This is a genomic window from Cryobacterium sp. TMT1-66-1, from assembly GCF_004403435.1.
GTDB lineage: Bacteria > Actinomycetota > Actinomycetes > Actinomycetales > Microbacteriaceae > Cryobacterium > Cryobacterium flavum.
This window is the reverse complement of the sequence record NZ_SOGP01000011.1, coordinates 41,835-59,899: the sequence shown is the minus strand read 5'-3', so window position 1 is coordinate 59,899 and position 18,065 is coordinate 41,835. Positions and strand designations below refer to the sequence as shown.

General features: G+C 66.2%; 17 protein-coding genes and 1 tRNA gene. 7 read left to right on the top strand and 11 right to left on the bottom strand.

Translation table 11 applies throughout. The features are described from left to right. Positions 1–16: 16 nt before the first annotated feature. From E3T29_RS09430 to E3T29_RS09390, 9 genes are all read right to left on the bottom strand, one after another. Positions 17–1,456, bottom strand: coding sequence for a hypothetical protein (locus E3T29_RS09430; RefSeq protein WP_134345218.1), 1,440 nt, complete (start codon positions 1,454–1,456; stop codon positions 17–19). Positions 1,457–1,599: 143 nt separating this feature from the next. Beyond that, the gene (locus E3T29_RS09425) at positions 1,600–2,166 is read right to left on the bottom strand and encodes a YdcF family protein (RefSeq protein ID WP_134345217.1); all 567 of its coding nucleotides are present in this window, start codon (positions 2,164–2,166) and stop codon (positions 1,600–1,602) included. Further along, positions 2,163–3,257 carry an acyltransferase family protein gene (locus E3T29_RS09420; protein ID WP_134345216.1) on the bottom strand — a complete coding sequence of 365 codons (1,095 nt, stop codon included), beginning with the start codon at positions 3,255–3,257 and terminating at the stop codon, positions 2,163–2,165. The genes E3T29_RS09425 and E3T29_RS09420 overlap by 4 nt, the downstream gene beginning before the upstream one ends. A gap of 47 nt (positions 3,258–3,304) precedes the next feature. Beyond that, positions 3,305–4,183, bottom strand: a complete 879-nt coding sequence (locus E3T29_RS09415) for a hypothetical protein (protein ID WP_134345215.1) — start codon at positions 4,181–4,183, stop codon at positions 3,305–3,307. Between the two features lie 46 nt (positions 4,184–4,229). Further along, entirely contained in the window at positions 4,230–4,703 is a 474-nt protein-coding gene (locus E3T29_RS09410; RefSeq protein WP_134345214.1) for a VanZ family protein, read from the bottom strand. Between the two features lie 30 nt (positions 4,704–4,733). Next, positions 4,734–6,227: a DHA2 family efflux MFS transporter permease subunit gene (locus E3T29_RS09405; protein WP_134345213.1), complete on the bottom strand. Its 1,494-nt coding sequence runs from the start codon at positions 6,225–6,227 to the stop codon at positions 4,734–4,736. Between the two features lie 135 nt (positions 6,228–6,362). Continuing rightward, a tRNA-Pro gene (locus E3T29_RS09400) sits at positions 6,363–6,436 on the bottom strand. A gap of 63 nt (positions 6,437–6,499) precedes the next feature. Next, positions 6,500–7,492: a metallophosphoesterase gene (locus tag E3T29_RS09395; RefSeq protein WP_134345212.1), complete on the bottom strand. Its 993-nt coding sequence runs from the start codon at positions 7,490–7,492 to the stop codon at positions 6,500–6,502. Then, positions 7,489–10,089 carry a transglycosylase domain-containing protein gene (locus E3T29_RS09390; RefSeq protein ID WP_241987743.1) on the bottom strand — a complete coding sequence of 867 codons (2,601 nt, stop codon included), beginning with the start codon at positions 10,087–10,089 and terminating at the stop codon, positions 7,489–7,491. Before E3T29_RS09390 ends, E3T29_RS09395 begins: the two co-directional genes overlap by 4 nt. Before the next feature lie 71 nt (positions 10,090–10,160). On the opposite strand from E3T29_RS09390, the gene E3T29_RS19640 reads away from it, so the two are divergent. Further along, positions 10,161–10,328, top strand: a complete 168-nt coding sequence (locus tag E3T29_RS19640; RefSeq protein ID WP_166789918.1) for a DUF4177 domain-containing protein — start codon at positions 10,161–10,163, stop codon at positions 10,326–10,328. Positions 10,329–10,330: 2 nt separating this feature from the next. Further along, complete coding sequence (locus E3T29_RS09385; RefSeq protein ID WP_092339137.1) at positions 10,331–10,801, top strand: RidA family protein; 471 nt, start codon at positions 10,331–10,333, stop codon at positions 10,799–10,801. 6 nt (positions 10,802–10,807) lie between these two features. Here the strand turns inward: E3T29_RS09385 and E3T29_RS09380 are convergent, their stop codons facing one another. After that, positions 10,808–12,037, bottom strand: coding sequence for an acyltransferase (locus E3T29_RS09380; protein ID WP_166789917.1), 1,230 nt, complete (start codon positions 12,035–12,037; stop codon positions 10,808–10,810). A gap of 197 nt (positions 12,038–12,234) precedes the next feature. Continuing rightward, a complete protein-coding gene (gene acs / locus E3T29_RS09375) occupies positions 12,235–14,208 on the bottom strand; it encodes an acetate--CoA ligase (protein ID WP_134345209.1) in 1,974 nt (657 codons plus the stop codon). A 763-nt stretch (positions 14,209–14,971) separates the two neighbouring features. Between acs and E3T29_RS09370 the strand changes: the two genes are divergently transcribed. From E3T29_RS09370 to E3T29_RS09350, 5 genes are all read left to right on the top strand, one after another. Next, positions 14,972–15,928, top strand: a complete 957-nt coding sequence (locus E3T29_RS09370) for a TadA family conjugal transfer-associated ATPase (protein ID WP_370449150.1) — start codon at positions 14,972–14,974, stop codon at positions 15,926–15,928. Between the two features lie 42 nt (positions 15,929–15,970). Beyond that, positions 15,971–16,990: a type II secretion system F family protein gene (locus tag E3T29_RS09365; RefSeq protein ID WP_134345207.1), complete on the top strand. Its 1,020-nt coding sequence runs from the start codon at positions 15,971–15,973 to the stop codon at positions 16,988–16,990. A gap of 85 nt (positions 16,991–17,075) precedes the next feature. Beyond that, complete coding sequence (locus tag E3T29_RS09360; RefSeq protein WP_092339129.1) at positions 17,076–17,279, top strand: DUF4244 domain-containing protein; 204 nt, start codon at positions 17,076–17,078, stop codon at positions 17,277–17,279. Next, on the top strand, positions 17,260–17,616 hold the full coding sequence (locus E3T29_RS09355) for a TadE family type IV pilus minor pilin (protein WP_166792366.1): 357 nt from the start codon (positions 17,260–17,262) through the stop codon (positions 17,614–17,616). Before E3T29_RS09360 ends, E3T29_RS09355 begins: the two co-directional genes overlap by 20 nt. After that, entirely contained in the window at positions 17,613–18,059 is a 447-nt protein-coding gene (locus E3T29_RS09350) for an Rv3654c family TadE-like protein (RefSeq protein WP_134345206.1), read from the top strand. The genes E3T29_RS09355 and E3T29_RS09350 overlap by 4 nt, the downstream gene beginning before the upstream one ends. Positions 18,060–18,065: the final 6 nt, after the last annotated feature.

Below are 18,065 nucleotides of genomic sequence, written 5' to 3'. Positions count from 1 at the left end.
GCACGGAGCTCCTGCGTCAGAGTCGTGCATACCCCCGTTTGGGGCGCACGGATGCCCGCCGCGCGGTGGGTGCGCGGCCGGATTCGAGCGGGCCGGCGGCATCCGCTCTGCTGGGATTCAGCGCCAGAATCAGCAGCAGGCCCAGCAACAGGTGCATCGGGCGCAGCGCGTCGATCGCGTTGAAGCCGGCGATGCACACCGTGTACGCCATCAGGGCGGCGGCAGCGCCGACCGCCCGACGGGTCAGAGCGTGCGCGACGGCCGAACCGATCATCAGCAGGAACAGCACCAGGCCGGGCAGGCCGATACTGATGAGCAGCTGCAGCAGCGAGTTCTCAATGGTGACCTCGTTGAACAGACGCCCGGTGATGCCGGAGGTGCCAGGGCCCGACCCGATACAGCCGGTGAGATTCGCGGCCTGCACCGACACCCACACGCCGAGGTCGCGGGCCTGCGAAGAGAGCTCGGCTTCGACGGAGTTGTTGCGAGCGGTGAAGGCATCGAACTGGAACAATCCCACCACGGCAATGACAAAGAGCCCGGCCAGCAGGGCGAATTTGCCCCAGCGCTTTTCGCCGCGCAGCACGAGCGACACCGCGTAGGCGAAACCGATGGCGATGGCAGCGGCGAGAATCGCCCCGCGCGAGACGGTGGCGACCAGGCCGAGGCCACTGAAGACGGCGGCGGCGAGCGCGGGCTTGGAGTTCTCCCGCAGCCAGATGCCAATGGCCAAGGCGCAGGCGACGGCAAAAAACAGGGCCGCGAAGAGCGGATGCCCGAATGACGCGTCGGCCCGATACACCGACCAGTGCTGGTGGTCGGTCAGCCCGAGCACCGAGAACAGGGTGCCCCAGATCGGGTTGAAGCGCAGAACCCCTTCGACGACCGCGTAGGCGCCGAGCCAGGCTCCGAGCAACAGCCAGGTGCGGCGAATCCAGTACGCCTCTCGGGTGCTGGTTCCGATGCATAGCGGCAGCAGAACGGCGGCACTGAAACTGATCATCCAACCCAGGCTCGCCTGCAGGTCGGTGGTGCGCGCGAGGGTGAACAGTGTCCAGACCAGAAACAGCAGGGCGAAGTAGCGGGTGGCCGACCGGAAGGGGGCCGACGGGGTCGCGGAGCCGGCATCCGTTTTCGTCGGCAGCAGGCGTCGAATGGCCCAGATGACGATGATCATGGTGGTCAGCGGCAGAGCGCCGATCGGGCCGTCCTGCGGCAGGATGCGCGCCGGAATCAGCGCGAAGGTGACGAGCGCGACGGCCGGAAGGATGTGCGCCGGCAGCAGGAACAAGGTGACGACGGCGGCAAAGGCCAGCAGGGTGAGTGGAATCAGAATGATGCCCACTGTGGTGATGAATCGGGGCAGCACGACGCTGGACACAATGACGAACAGTGCGGCGAGCACGACCAGGACGACCGGCGTGCTGCTCAATCGGCGCAGGGTGGAATCGAACATCGGCCGCCTCGGGTAGTAGTGGCGCAGTGTTGGCGCAGTGAATAGTTCGGGTATTGCGCAGCGCTATTGGTGCGAATAGCCGCAACGATAACACGTGAATTTTCCTCAGCGCCAGCGCAATGGTGTGAAAATCGGAATTTGGGTCAGCACGGCGGTGTGACAAGGGCCTTCACGAATCCGGCGCTCTGGTAGACGAACTGGTAGGCCCACTTGACTGGATCCATCGGCTGTGCGGCACCGATCATGGCGAGTTCCCCCGCGTAGCACCGGCTGATCTGCACCCGGGCCCGGCTCACGTGATAGCTCGAGGTGACCACGATCACCCGGTTCCAGCCGCGTTCGGTCGCAAACGCCGCGATGGCCTCGGCCTCACCGCGGGTCGTCGTGGGGTGCGGATCGAAACACTCCACGGTAATCGCCGTGCCCGGTACCGGCACCGCTCGCGCACACAGATTCGCCGGTCGGGTATCACCGCCGAACGCGTCGGAGATGAAGATCTTTCCGCTGTAGCCGGCCTGGGCGAGGTGCACGGCCTTCGCCACCACGGCGGCGCTGCCGAGTCCGCCGAGCACGACGATAGCGTCGGCGGCGACCGGTTGGTCCTCGCGCGGAAACATGACCGTTCGCGTGGTGACGGCCAGGAAGCCCACGGTCAGCAGCACGAGGCCGGTGAGCACGATCAGCGCGCGCTGCCGACGGGGGTGCCTCACTCGCTGCGCGGCAGCATCCGCTCTGCTGGTCGGGATTTCACCGCCGCGACCGGAGGGCGACCGGAGAACCAGGTCGGCACGGCGAATCCGTAGCGCAGCACCGGGAGGTCGCGCACCAGGCGCCAGAACAACAGCGAGGCAGCGACGGCGCCTCCGGCGACGATCAGGGGCAGCGCCGGGGCGAGGCGGTCGAGCCAGGCCTGGCCGCGCGCGAGCAGCAGCAGGCTGGTGATGGCGGAGACGAAGAGAACGTGCACCACGTAGATCGGCAGGGTGTTGCGGCCCACATAGGTCAGCCAGTTGAACGCGCGAAAGCCCACCAGAAACCGGGCCAGGAGCAGGCCGGCCCCGAGGGCGGCGAGGCTTACCAGCACGAGGCTGCCGGTGATGAACGGCACCCGGGCGTCGACGGTGAGAATCACTCCGGCCAGCACGAGGAAGCCCGCACCGAAACCGAGCCCGAGCGAGAGAGCGCCGAACCGGCTGGGCCGGTCGACGAAGGCCAGGATCCATTCGCGCAGGTAGCAGCCGAGCAGAAAGAACACGAAGTAGCGGCCGATTCCGTTCCAGGCGATGTTGCCGGTGTCGGCACGGGCGAAGAACAACACCGACAACGCGGCGGCAACACCGATCTGCACCCGCCAGTCGACGCGATTGCGCATCAGTTTCGCGGCCACGAAGAACAACGCGAGGGCGTAGAGAAACCAGAGGCCATTGCTCGGGCGCACGGGGGCGAGCAGCAGGTCGATCGGGTTGGTCTCATCGAAGCCCGCGGGGTTCGGCAGCAGCGAGAAATACGCGAAACGGATGACCGTCCACAGCAGCAGCGCCCACACCAGCAGGCTCAGCCGGGTGCGCCAGAGCGCCGGCCAGGTGCGTTTGATGATGGAGCCGGCAAACAGCCCGGAGGCGAGGAAGAACAACGGCATGCGAAACACGATGAACATCAGGTTGATCTTGTTCCACAGCTCGGGGGCCAGGCCGGAGAGAACTGTCCACTGCACGGCATGCGCCAGGGCCACGAGCAGAATGGCAATGCCCTTGGCACCGTCGACCCAGTCGACCCGGGTGTGATCGATTGTGCTGGCCACAAGTGCCTCCCTGCTAGACCGTCCGGTGTCTCAGACCGACCACGGTGTTATACCGACCACTGGGCGAAGGTTTTGATCATGTCGGTGTGGGCGAAGCCCGGCGTTTCGTGGCCGAGCGTGTGGTACATCACCTGGGTGTCGGCGGCGACGAGCTTGATCTTGTTGACCAGGGCGAGACCGTTTTTGCTCGGCACGACGACGTCATCGGGGTGGGCATCATCGGAGACGAGCACCTTGACCCGGCTATTGGTCCACGGTGTTGCGCTGATGCGCGCCGGGTTGGTGCCCTTGATCAGGGTGGGGTCGTTGCTGTAGGCGTCGCCGACGTGCGCCTGATTCTTGGTGTCGTAGGCGTAGAGCCACTCGTTGTCATAGAGGCCGTTCACCATGTACAGGCCGCGAATGTAGGGGATGAGCTTCTTGCCGTAGGTGTAGCAGGCCAGCGACCCGCCAAAGGAGGTCGCGCGCAGAAAATTGCGACGCACGGTGTAGAGCGAGTTCAGGTAGGTCCAGGCGTTCTTCTGAGCAGTCGTGGCGATGGAGTTGGTGTACTGGGTGCCGCCGGCATTGATGCAGATGGCGATGCTGTTCTGGTCGACCACCAATTCGCCCGGGTATTTGAAGCCGCCGTTCAGCGCGTTGTGGGAGCTGGAGGCCGCGTGATAGAACCACACGGCACCGATGGCGGCGGTCGAGTTCATCGAGATTGTCTGCGGAATGAACAGGCGGGCACGATCGCCGCCGATGTCCACCTCAACGTTGTCGTAGAGCTTCCGTCCCTTCTGGGTGAGCACATTCGACAGGCGTGACACCTCCCCGGGTAGTTTCGGGGCGGTGGCAGCGAACGCGGCGGGTGCGCCGAGCGCACCCAAGCCGAGCGTGGCTGCGCCAGCAGTTGACAAAGTGAGAAACTCTCGACGCTTCATTCTGCCGAAGGTAGCAGAGAGAAACGACGAGGTCCAACCCGAAATGTTAGCGAAGGTGGATCGGGTGGGGCGTCTGGCGCGGTCCGAGGGCGAATCGCAGCACGACGAGCGCGAGACCCGTGCCGAGTAGTGCCCCGAGACTGTTGGCGACAACGTCGTTCATGGTCGCGAACCGTTCCGGCAGAAAAATCAGCTGGCCGAGCTCGATCATGGCGCTGATCAGGGCGCCAGCCACCAGGCCGAGCCACCAGCGGCGCGCTCCTGCGAGCACGACGACGAGCAGGCCGACCGGAACGAACAGCGCGATGTTGGCGGTGAACTCAATGGTGTCGTAACCGAACCGGTTCGGAATCCCGTGTGCGTGCAACCAGGTCACGAAAGCCCCGATTGATCCGTGCATGTCGCGGTCGACCGGCGTGGGCCAGAATGCGATAAGCGCGAGCAGCACCAGGTAGACCAGCGTGATCCACAGGGCACCGCGGCGCAGCAGGCTGTGCCGACGTCGTCGAATCACGGTCATGTCAGGTCCTGCATACTCGTCAACTCTGCCTTACCCGGCGGCAGCGGCCGGGCCGTTGCCGGCGACGCGTTTCGGCAGGGCAAAGACGAGCACGAGCGCGAGCAGGGCGAACCCGACGCTCACCGCCATCGCCATGGTGGCGCTGTGGGTGAAAGCCGTGGCGAGGGCATCCGCTCCAGGGCCGGTCACGGTCAGGGTTCCGAAGAAGACGCTGCCGATCACGGCGATACCGACCGCGCTGCCGACGCGCTGCATCACGCCGACCACGCCGCTCGCGCCGCCGGCCTCGGCGCGGTCGACGGTCGCGACGATGAATGACACGTTCGGGGCGATGAAGAATCCGCTGCCGAGGCCCGCGATGAACAGAGGCGGCAGCAGGTGCCAGTTGGTCAGATCGCCCGGGGTGGTCAGGAGCATGACCAGCCAGATCCAGGTCAGGCCGATCGTGACGAAGGCAACGCCGACCACGAGAATGGTGCGTCCGAGGCGTTTGGCCAGTCGGTCGCTCTGTGAGGCCCCGAGAATCGTGCCGATCGCGAAGGGGATGGAGACCAGGCCCGACTCGAGGGCGCTGTGCCCGAGGCCAGCCTGCCAGAGGATGGAAATGGTGAAGAAAATGCTGGTGAACGCCGCGAAATAGACCAGCGCGAGAATGACACCGCCGGTGAAGGCCGGGTGGGAGAACAGGTGCGGAGGCACGAGCGGGCTGCCGCTGCGCTTGGCGACGGACACCTCCCAGGCACCGAACGCCACCACGAGCAGCACGCCGGCCGCCAGGGTGAGAAAAGTCCAGAGCGGCCAGCCCTGGTCTTGACCCTCGATCAGCGGCACCAGGAGCGCCACGAGACCGACCGAGATGAGCACGAGTCCCAACCAGTCGATGCCCGCCCGCGAGCTCCGGGTCTTCTGAGGGAGCGCGGCGCCGCCGGGCAGGAGAAAGACCGTGGCGATGAGGGCGAGAACACCAATCGGAAGGTTCACCCAGAACACCAGTCGCCAGCCGTTCTCCACACCGAAGGCTTCGATGATCAGTCCGCCGACGATGGGGCCGAGGGCCGTCGAGACACCGATGACCGAGCCCATGATGGCATAGGCCTTGCCACGGGACAGCGGCGGGAACATCAGTTGGATGACGGCGGTCACGGCTGGCACGAACATGCCGCCGGCCAGGCCCTGAATGACCCGGGCGACGATGAGCTGCAGGTCGTTTTGTGCGAGTCCGCAGGCGAGGCTCGCCAGGGTGAACAGGGCCAGGCCGGTGAAGAAGACCCACTTGTGGCCGTACCGGTCGCCCACCCGGCCCGCCGGAATGAGCGCGAGGCCGAAGGCCAGGGCGTAACCGGAGATGATCCACGACAAAGTGGCTTCGCTGGCATCGAGGCTCGTGCGGATGCTCGGCAGCGCCACGTTCACGATGGTCGTGTCGAGCAGGGCCATGAACATACCGGCCAGCAGCACGATCAGGGCCTGCCAGGCGCGGCGGGGAACGACGGAAGTTGTTGGGGTGGCTGGCGTAGAAGTCATGCGCGAGATCCTTTTGCGCCGGTCTCCCGGCGATCCTCGGCAGGAGTGACGCTGATGCCGACAGGCGATCCTACAACAAAACCCCCACTCGATTGGAGTGGGGGTTTTGTGATGTTTCTGCTGATTTTACTGCTGTCGGGGTAACAGGATTTGAACCTGCGACCTCGTCGTCCCGAACGACGCGCGCTACCAAGCTGCGCCATACCCCGATGGCCCGTGGGCCTCAATCAGTATAGGCGCTCCAAGCCTCCCGCGACGAATTGAGTCGGCAGTTAGGCTGCGGTCAGGGTCAGCAGGGTCGCCTCGGGCGGGCAGGCGAACCGAACCGGCGCATAAATCGAGGTGCCGAGACCGGCCGAGACGTTCAAAAAGGCGGTGTGCAGGCCGTGGTTCCACAGGCTCAGACCCTTCACCTGGCGGCGCGGAATGTCGCAATTGGTTACGAGCGCTCCGAAACCGGGTACGCAGACCTGACCGCCGTGGGTGTGGCCGGCCAGAATGAGCTGGGCACCGTGGTTCACGAACGAATTCAGCACGCGTTGGTAGGGCGCGTGCGCCACGCCGACCGTCAGGGTGGAGCGCGGGGCAGCGGCTTCTTCCGGGTCGGGCCAGACGTCATCGCCGAGCGGATCGTTGGCCCGCAGGTCGTCGATCGCGCGAGTGATCAGGTCGAGCCGGTCTCGGCCGATGTGCGGGTCGTCGACGCCGAAGAACTCCACGTGGGTGCCGTTGAGGTCGAGAGCCTCGGCGGCGTTGTTGATGTCGGTCCAGCCAAGATCGGCGAACACCCGGCGGAGGGCATCGGTGTCGAGCTCCTCCCGGCGCACAGTACGCCGGCTGGACGGCCCGCCGAAGTACGTGAACGGGTTCTTCAACTGCGGAGCAATGTAGTCGTTGGAACCGTTAACGAACACGCCGGGAATTCCCCGGAACGGTGCCAGGGCATACTCGATGCCCGTGACGCCGTCGTCATGCCCGAGATTGTCGCCGGTGTCGACCACGAGATCGGGCTTCAGGGCGGCGAGACTGCGCACCCACTCCTGCTTGTTCTTCTGCCACGGAGCCATGTGCAGATCGGAGAGGTGCAGCACCCGGATAGGCGCCGATCCCGGCGCGAGCACCGGCACACTCACCTCACGCAGGGTGAACCGGGTGCGCTCCACGAGCGCGCCCCAAGCGAAGGCGGCCAGGCCGATGGCGCCGGCCGCCGCGAGCGATGTGCCGACGAGCCGCCCGCCCTCGCCCAGGCGACGGAGCGCGGTCATCCGTTCTTCTTATCGGGGGCGGCCGTGGCGGGGGCTGGCTCGGTGTATTTGCCGATGACGATCGTCACCCCGTCGCCGGGACGGCCTACCGCGCCGACCCCCGGCTGGATTGCCATGACCTTGCCGTCTTGCGCCTTGTCGGCGGTGGCCTCTTCAGTCTTGGCCACGCTGAAACCGTAGGGAGCGGCCGTCAGAGTGGCGCGGGCATCCGCTTCGGTCTTACCGATAACCGCGGGAATCACCACTCCGGTGCCGTCACTCGAGAAAGCCGTGACGGTGGCACCGCGAGTGGATGCCGCACCGCCGGCCGGATCCGTGTTGGCCACGGTACCGGCGGGCATCTCGGAGCTGGTCACGCCGCCGTCGACGAACAGGAACCCGGCCGCCTCAATGGTGGTCTTGGCTTCGGCCATCGACTTGCCGCGCACGTCGGGCACCGGAACGGCGACCGCGTTGATCACGGCCGAAGACGCCTCGGGAAAGTCAGCTCCGCCGTACTTGGCGTTGGCGACCGACATGATCTTCGGCCAGATGGTGTGGCGCACGTTGGAAACCTGTTTGCCGAAGAACTTACTGTTGCGTTGGTTCTTCCAATTCGACCCGCCCACGTTGACCACGCCGACGACGGTGGCCACCTGGGTGGTGGCACCGCTCATCCAGGTGTCCTTGGCGGAGTCAGTGGTTCCGGTCTTACCGATCATGGGCAGTCGGGGTGATGTCGCACCGTTGGAACTGCGGGCTGTTCCGTTGGTCATGACCGTTTCCATGGCGTACTGCATGCCGGCGGCCACTGCGGGCTCGACCGACTGGGTGCAGGTCGATTTCGGAATCGGCAACTCGGTGCCGTCGGAGCTGAGCATCTTCGTAATGGCGATTGGACTGCAGGTCATGCCGTTGTTGGCGATTCCGGCGAAGGCCACCGCCATGGTCAGCGGGGCGATCTCGTTGGTACCGATCACTGACGAGGCACCCTGGTCGAGGACAGCTCCGTCAGCACGGTGCACGCCAAAGGCTTCGGCGGTCTTGCGGATTCCGCAGAGATCGAGCTTCTTGGCCATGCCGATGAAACCCGTGTTGATTGAACCGGTGGTGGCCTGAAGCGCCGAGTAATTTGGGTTCGATTCGCTACTGCCGCCGTCGTTGCGCGGGTTGAAGGGCGGGTTGGTGTTGTCGTAGTTTTGCACCCCGTTGCAGCTGTCCTGAAAATTACCCCAGTTGGATTTGCGTCGGGAGTCGACCCGCTCGGTGAGCGCGTGACCTTCCTTGAGCCACTCGGCCAGGGTGAACACCTTGTAGGTAGAACCGGGTTGGAACCCGTTCGATCCGCCGTAGGCGTGGTCGGTGTTGTAGTTGAGGCTCGTGTAGTTGGTACCGGTTGCCTGAACGGCCGGATCCTGACTGTAGTCCTTGTTCTGGGCCATCACGAGAACGGCTCCGGTGCCGACCTTCACGCTCGACACCACACCGCCGACGTTCCAATCGTCGACAACCTTCGGAACGCTGGCGTTGAGTGCGGCGACCGAGGTGGCCTGCAGCTCAACGTCAAGGGTCGTGTATACGTCGAACCCGCCGCGGGTGAAGTTGTCGATGCGTTCTTCCTCGGTCGCGCCGAATGTCACATCGTTCTTGAGCACCTTGGTCACGTAATCGCAGAAGAAGGCGTTGTCGCCGGCGGTCTGGCAGCCGGTGCTCGGCACGGTAATGACGGGCTCGATCGGCGCTGCGATAGCGGCGTCGTAGTCGGCCTGCACGATCTTGTCGTACTTGAGCATCTCGGCGAGGATGTAGTCCCGCCGTACCTTGTTGGCGGCGTAGCCGTTGGCGGCGCCGTTGGTTTCGCTGTCTGGGCGGTCGAGCTGAAACTTCACCGGGTTGTTCACGATCGCCACCAGGCTCGCGGCCTGCGGCAGGGTCAGGTTGAGGGCGGTGGTGTTGAAGTAGTAGTTGGCGGCGGCTTCAATGCCATAGACCGTTCCGCCATAACCGGCAATGTTGAGATAGCCGCGAAGAATGTCTACTTTTTCGTACTTCTTCTCGATGCCGATGGCGAGGCGCATCTCGCGCAGCTTGCGGTCGGCGGTGGGCTTGGTGGCATCGGCGTAGCACGACTTCGCCGCATCGGCGTCGGTCATGACCTCACACTTTTGAATGAGCACGTTCTTCACGTACTGCTGCGTGATCGATGAGCCGCCGCGGGTGTCGCCGCCGGCCAGGGTCTGCACGGCACCGTTGAAGCTGGACTGAATATCCACGCCGCCGTGCTCCATGAAGCGCGGGTCTTCACCGGCAATCGCGGCATCCTTGGCGAACTGGCTGATCGCGTCGGAGGCGACATCTACCCGGTTCTGTTCATAGAACGAGGCGAGAAGTACGCGGGTACCCACCGGATCCTCGGCGTTGGTCGACGCGTAGATGTTGCTTTTCTGGGAGAGCCGATCGATGGAGAGATACTCGGGCAGGCTGTCGAACACGTTGATGGTGTTCGTAGCGGCCATGCCGGACAGGGCAACGGCGGGGGCGACGGCGGCGGTCACGAGAATGCCGGCAACGGCACTCATCCCGACGAGACCCAGGAAACCCCCCAGAGCCCCGCTCACGGTTCGATTTTTGGCAGACATACACTTGAGCGTAAGCGACAAATCTGAATGACCGCCTCAATAGGAGACTTATGCCCGCCTGGGAGTACCTCACAACGCCGTTGATGATCCACAACACGGCCGCTATTTTGAACAACTGGGGCACTGACGGGTGGGAACTCGTGCAGGTTGTCCCCGGCCCCGAAGGCGGCCTGGTTGCCTATCTCAAACGCCCGCTCGCCGGCAAGGAAGAGGCCTAAGCGTGTCGAAGATCGAAGCCCGCCTGGCCGAACTGGGTCTTGAATTGCCCAGCGTCGTACCGCCGGTCGCCGCCTACCTGCCCGCCGTGATCAGCAACGGGTTCGTCTATACCGCCGGCCAGCTGCCCATGGTGTCCGGCGCGCTGCCCGCCGCCGGCAAGGTCGGTGACGGTCACGGCCTCGTTCCCGCCGCTGACGCCCAGGAATATGCCCGCACCTGCGCCCTCAACGGCCTCGCCGCCATCAAGAGCGTCATCGGTTCGCTCGACCGCATCACCCAGGTGGTGAAGGTCACCGGCTTCGTCGCCTCCGATCCGTCATTCACCGGCCAGCCGACCGTGGTCAACGGAGCCTCCGACGTTCTCGTGGAGATCTTCGGAGACATCGGCCGCCATGCGCGTTCCGCCGTCGGCGTCGCGGTGCTGCCGCTCGACGCTCCGGTTGAGATCGAGTTCGTCGTCGCGTTCGCCTAACCGCCGTTATCTGCGCGGCGCGAGCCGGAGCATCCGCTCTGAAACGGATGCCCCGGCTCGCGTTCCGTAGACCTGCGCCGGTCGCTCGACCCACCGGGTCATCGCTTGCGCCATCAGCAGGCTGAGCGGCACCGACACCAGAGCGCCCAGCCACCATCGACCCGGTCCGGCGAGCAGTGCGAAGGCCACCACTATCGGAAAATGCACGAGGTACAGGCTGAAGCTGATCGAGCCCAGCCAGGTGAGTAGTCGGCGCGGCCAGTGCCCGCTGAGCCGCGGCCCGCTGACCCGCTGCGCAGCTGGCCAGAACGCCACGGTCGCCACGATCACGAACGCGCCGGCCACTCGCAGCGACAGGGTGACGTCGCTCCACGCGCCGTTGGTCAGCGGGCGCAGCATCCAATAGGCCACGAGCAGGAACGGGCCGAGCGCGGCCAGCGCGAATCCGAGCAGGCGGCCGCTGGCCCGTTCGGCCAGCCGCTCGCTGCACCGCTGCAGTTCATCAAAGTTGGCAGCGAGCAGGGCGCCGAGCGCGAACGGCGGCAGGTACATGAGCGCCTGAGTGGTCGTGACGTAGCCGAGGCCGGCGAGGGCACACCAGAAAGCGGCCCAGAGCAGAACACGGCGCACCGGCGCGCTGACCAGACTGCGGGTGAACGCGGCGAGGGCGACGAACACCGGCAGCAGCAGCGAGAACCACATTTCCCAGACCAGGGACCACAGGGGCGGGTTGATGTCGGGGCGCCGGGTCTCTCCAATGATGCTGGCTTCCCGCAGCAGATTGCCAAGGCCCAGGTCTGGTGTGTCCTGCCGGGCCAGCCACGGTCCGCCTGCCGCGCCCACCGTGCGCGGCACCAGCACGATCCAGATGACAGCGAGGCCCACCGACACCAGCACGGGTACGGCCAAACGGATGACGCGGCGCACGTAATAGGCCACCCAGTCGTACCGCGCGCCGTTCCAGCGGGCAGCCAACGGGGACCGCACGAGCACGAAGCCGCTCAGCACGAAGAACACCAGCACGAACTCGGGGCCGGCCAGCAACACCTTGAGCGGGGACAGGGTGGTCCACCAGCCAACGGAGTACACGGTCACGCCGGCACTCGACTCGTAGGCTGCAGCGATCTGCGGCACCGTCATCGACACGTGGTGCACCAGCACAACAACGGCGGCCACCCCGCGCAGCGCATCCAGCCGGCCGAGGCGACCGCGCCCGGGTGTCGCGGCTGAAGTCATGTCCACACAGTAGGGCCCCTTGCTGGTTCCCGGGCGGGAGCCTGCACAACTCCTGCAATTTGTGGGGGTCGCGCGAAGCATCCGCGTGAAATCAGGGGCCAGATCTGCGGCGGCGGTGAATTGCCGGAGTTACGGTGCCGGGGGAACGGCAACGGCCGACTTCCGGAGGGAAGACGGCCGTCGCTGGTGTTCGCTGGCTACTTCTTCATCTGCGAGGTGATGGTGTTCATGACCATCGTGTCGGCGAGGGTCGTGACGTCGCCGACGTCGCGTCCCTCGGCCGCGTCACGCAGCAGACGGCGCATGATCTTGCCGGAGCGGGTCTTCGGCAGCTCGTCGACGATGTAGATGTCGCGCGGGCGGGCAATGGCACCGATCTGCTGGGCAACGTGCTTGCGCAGAATATCGACGATGTCCTCGTGCGAGGCAATCTCAGCCTGGCTGAACTTGATCACGACGAACGCGACGACCGCCTGACCGGTGGTCTCGTCGGCGGCACCGACCACAGCGGCTTCGGCCGTGAGCGAGTGGGCAACGAGAGACGACTCGATCTCGGCCGTGGACAGGCGGTGGCCGGACACGTTCATGACGTCGTCGACGCGGCCGAGCAGCCAGATGTCACCGTCGTGGTCGAGCCTGGCGCCGTCGCCGGCGAAGTACAGCGGGCCGTCCTTCGCGCCGGTTGTGCCCTCGAACTTGTCCCAGTAGGTCTCCTTGAAGCGCTCGGGGTCGCCCCAGATGCCGCGGAGCATGGCTGGCCAAGGCTGGGTGACGACGAGGAGCCCGCCATTGCCGTGGCCCACGTGCACGCCGTCGTCGTCGAGCACGTCGATGGTGATGCCGGGAACCGGAACCTGGGCGGCACCCGGCTTGGTTTCGGTGAGGCCGGCGAGGGCCGAGACCATGATCGAGCCGGTCTCGGTCTGCCACCAGGTATCGACGATCGGCGTGATGTTACTGCCGATGACCTCGCGGTACCACATCCAGGCCTCGGGGTTGATGGGCTCGCCCACCGAGCCGAGGACGCGCAGGCTCGACAGGTCGAACTGCTGCGGAATCTGACGGCCCAGCTTCATGAACGTGCGGATCGCGGTCGGCGCTGTATACAGAATCGAGACCTTGTACTTCTCGATGATTTCCCACCAGCGACCGGTGTGCGGGGAGTCGGGGGTGCCCTCGTAGAGCACCTGGGTGGCGCCGTTGGCGAGAGGGCCGTAGACCACGTAGCTGTGTCCGGTGATCCAGCCGACGTCGGCGGTGCACCAGTAGACATCCGTTTCAGGCTTGAGGTCGAAGACGTTCTGGTGGGTGAACGCGTTCTGAGTCAGGTAACCGCCGCTGGTGTGCAGGATGCCCTTGGGCGCGCCGGTCGTGCCCGATGTATACAGAATGAAGAGCGGGTTCTCGGCCGGGAAAGCCTCGGCCTCGTGATCGGGAGACGCCGTCTCCATGGCGTCGGACCACCAGATGTCGCGGTCGTTCCACTGCACGTCCTGGCCGGTGCGCTTGACCACGAGTACGTTCTTCACCGAGGAGTCGTTGGACTGCAGGGCGGCGTCGACGGCCGGCTTGAGGGCGCTGATCTTGCCCTTGCGATAGCCGCCGTCGGCCGTGATCACGAGCACGGCATTGGCATCGTCGATGCGCGAGCGCAGGCTTTCGGCGCTGAATCCGCCGAAGATGACGGAGTGCACGGCGCCGATGCGGGCCACGGCGAGCATGGAGATGACAGCCTCTGGAATCATCGGCAGGTACACGGCCACGCGGTCGCCGGCTGTCACGCCGAGGCCGAGCAGCACGTTGGCGGCTTTTTTGACCTCGGTGGTGAGCTCGGCGTAGGTGTAGCTGCGGGAATCGCCGGGCTCGCCCTCGAAGTACAGAGCTACGCGCTCGCCGTTGCCGGCCAGAACGTGGCGATCGAGGCAGTTGTAGGCGACATTGAGTTCGCCGTCTTCAAACCACTTCGCGAACGGCGGGTTGCTCCAGTCGAGGGTCTTGGTGAACGGCTTGTGCCAGTGCAGCAGATTGCGGGCCTGATCAGCCCAAAAGGTGGTCGGGTCGTTTTGCGCTTCGGTGTACAGGTCTGGTGTCGCTGCTGTCTGCGCGGCGAACTCGGGAGTGGGCGCGAATCGACGCGATTCGTGCAGGAGGGTGTCAATTTTAACCGTCATATGTGTAATTCGCTCCTTTGCGGTACGTGCATGCAGGACATTGCCAGCTCACCTGAACCCTACCGGTTTCAGGCCAATCTCTGTATACACAAACGAAATACTGAGAAATGGACCCCTGTTTCAGGGTGATTTTGTACCCCCCGCCCGAGTGTCCTCTCTAATGAGGACATCGGACTTGCATTTTGAGCGCGGCTGCGTAAACTGAAACACGTCTGAACGAAAGTTTTGACCAGCATCGCGTACGGTTCCCCCCAATCTGCGCGATGCTAGGCGGCACCTGTTCCCCCCAATAGGTGCCGCCCCTTCTATTTAAGCGGTTCCATAGTTTATGGCGGGTGCGCGGAGTTGATGTGGGTGAAAAGTCGTGCCGATGCGGCTCCTCCCCTGCTTCCTCGGCCCGCCGGTTGTCCACAGATTGTGCCGGCCGAGCCGGCGCCGGCACGGCTCGCCGTACCGTCGAAGCATGGGCCAGCCTTTCGTTGCCGTTCCGTCGTACGCCGTTCCGGCCGCGGCCGTTGCAGTGTCGGCCATTCCGAGTGCTGCCGGTTCGGGCGCTGCCGTCTCGGGCGTTGCCTATTCGGGCTCGCCAGCTGTGGCAGATCCCTGGGCGGCGCCGCCGGTCGGCCCGGCGGTGGCACGGTCGGGCACGTCGGGCACGTCGGGTTCTGGAGCCGCACCGCCGCCTGTGAACTCCGCCCGGCACCGTTCGGCGACAGCGGATGCCGCTGGCGCGAGACCGCAGACCACCCCGGCGACCCCGTCGCTGGTGGGCAACGAGCGACTGAATGTGCGGGCGCTGGGCCCGCTGGCCAGCTATGCTGCCGCCCCGGAGACCACTGACCTGTTCGTCAACGGAGATGCCGGTCTGTGGATCGACGCCGGGCACGGTCTCGCATTCGCGCCGGCCTGGCAGCTCGGCGAGGCCGAAGTGCGCGAGCTGGCCGTACGGCTGATCGCTCTGGGCGGGCGGCACATTGACGAAGCGAGCCCGTGCGTCGACGTGCGACTGGCCGATGGCATTCGGGTGCACGCCGTGCTTCCACCGGTCTCGAGCACCGGAACCCTGCTCTCGATTCGGCTTCCCCACGCTGCCGACCGCAGCCTTGGTGCACTCGCTGACGCCGGTTTGTTTGGCGTGGGGGAGGCAGCCGCTGCCCGATTAGGGCGGCTGCGCGCCGCGGTGCGCGGCCGCCAGAATCTGCTGATCACCGGTGCTGCCGGGAGTGGAAAGACCACGCTGCTGGCAGCGCTGCTCGGCGAAGCGCCGGACAACGAGCGCATCGTCGCGATCGAAGATGTCGCCGAGTTGCGCATCCGGCATCCGCACGTGGTTGCCCTCGAGGCCAGGCAGGCCAATCTGGAGGGGGCCGGGCGCATCGGCCTGGAGGCGCTGCTGCGGGAGGCGCTGCGCATGCGGCCGGATCGGCTCGTGCTCGGCGAGTGCCGCGGGTCGGAGATTCGGGAACTGCTCGCCGCGCTCAACACCGGTCACGACGGGGGAGCGGGCACGCTGCACGCGAATTCGCTCGAAGACGTTCCGGCCCGTCTGGAGGCGCTCGGTTCTCTCGCCGGCATGAGCGCTTCCGCCGTGGCCCGGCAGACCGTGAGCGCGATCGGCCTGGTGCTGCACCTGGAACGCACCGACGGGGTACGCCGACTCGACGCCGTCGGCCGTTTCACGCTCGACGGCCGAGACCGGCTCTCGATCGAGGCGGTCTGATGCGGGGCGATCAACCAGCCACGATTCGGCCAGGGGACAACCGTGCGCCGAGCTGATGCTGTCCCGCCGATCGAAGAGGTCGCGGCGGTGACCCAACGGCTGGCGGTATTGCTGTCGGCGGGTGTGTCCCCGGTGTCCGCTTGGGGCTACCTGTTACCGCCGTCACTACTGGTGGATTCGGGGACCACGGGCATCCTGCGTGCTGCAGCGCGCGCCGCGACTCGGGGCGACAGCGTGGCCGATGCGATCGCCGGTCAGGCGCGCCGGCTCGGCAGCGAGAATTCTTCTGCGGGCGGTGCCGCACGTGCGGCGACTGCCGCACCCGGGCGACGCCGGAACGGCGCGGCCGCTGAGGCCGAGCACGCCTGGCTCGGACTCGCTGCGGCCTGGCAGGTAGCGACCCAGGCCGGTGCCCCGCTGGCCGGCTGCCTGCGCGAACTCGCCGCCTCGCTGCGCGAACTCGCCCAGGTGCAGCGCGATCTCGAGGTGGCGCTGGCGGCTCCGCGCGCGACCGCCCGGCTGGTGATGGTGCTGCCGCTGATCGGGGTCGTCTTCGGCAGTCTCATGGGCTTCGACTCCCTGCACACCCTGTTCGCGACCGTGCCGGGGTGGGTTTGCCTCGGCGGCGGCGCTCTGCTGATGCTCGCCGCCGCAGGCTGGAACCGGGCGTTGGTGCGTCGGGCCGGCCCGACCGACCTCACGCCGGGGCTGCGACTGGAACTCATGGCCATCGCTATGAGCGGCGGAGGTTCCATCGACCGCTCCCGTGCACTGGTGCAGGCTGCCGCCGAGCGCTACGGCATTGCAGCGGGCGACGTCGGTGACCCGGTTGACCGGGTACTCGACCTCTCGACGCGTGCGGGAGTTCCTGCGGCGGAACTACTGCGCAGCGAGGCCGAACAGCTTCGGCGCGATGCCCGCAGCGCGGGGCAGCGCCGGGCCGCGACACTCTCCGTGACGCTCATGCTGCCGCTCGGCCTGTGCGTGTTGCCCGCGTTCATGCTGGTCGGCGTCGTGCCGTTGTTGCTCAGCGTGCTCTCCTCCACCCTGACAACGTTCTGAAACTGTCCACAGAAAAGCGGATGCCGCTGCCCGCGCCGGCGGATCGGAGCAGAGTGAACGTGCTCGTGCCGACCAACCCGCGTCGATGGACGCCGAAGGAGACGAGTCTGTGTATACAAAGACCACCCTGAAAAAATTGGCCGACGAGGCCGGAGCAGCGACGGCGGAATACGTTGTCGCCACGATGGCCGCGGTCGGGTTCGCCGGGCTGCTCATCGTCATTCTGCGCAGCGACGAGGTGCGCGGAATGCTCACCGATCTGGTGCGACGTGCCCTCAGTATCGGGTAGCCAAAGTGGGCGAAGTAGCCGGGGCAGCACGACCGCTGAGTTCGCCACGGCACTGCCGGCAGTGGTGCTGGTGCTGGCCTGCTGCCTCGGTGCTGTTCAGGTCATCGGTGTGCAGGTGCGGTTGACGGATGCTGCCGCCAGCGCCGCGCGTTCGCTCGCCCGCGGCGACAGCGTGGTACGGGCTGCGGGGCTCGTGCATCAAGCCGTGGCCGGCGCCAGTCTGGCTCCGGAGCGCCGCGGCGAGTTCGTCTGCGCGCGCGTCGTCACGCGTGCGCCGGGAATCTTCGCGGGCCTCACCCTCGAAGCACAGTCCTGCGCTCTGGCTGGCGGCCAATGAGTGAGGGAATCGGCACGCCGAGCGACAGGGCCGCCCGGACCGGAACTTCCGGGTTTGGAGTCTGGCCCGGGCCTGGAGTCTCGCCTGACGCCGGGCCCGAGACCGGGCCTGGCTCGACCGAGCGGGGAGCCGGGTCGATCCTCGCGCTCGCCGTGCTCGCTGCCACCGTGCTGCTGACAACCCTCGTCCTGTCGGTTCTCGGGCTGCTCACCGCGGGCCGGTCCGTCGCGAACGCGGCCGATGCGGCCGCGCTCGCCGCCGCCGACACAGCCTCCGGTGCCATCCCGGGCTTCCCCTGTGAGGCAGCGGATGCCGTCGCCACGATGAACGAGACCACCGTCACAAGCTGCACGGTAACGGGACTGATCGCATCGGTTTCGGTGCGGCGGCGGGTGCACGGCATCGACATCTCCGCGAGTGCTCGGGCCGGGCCGCCAGCCTGATCTGAC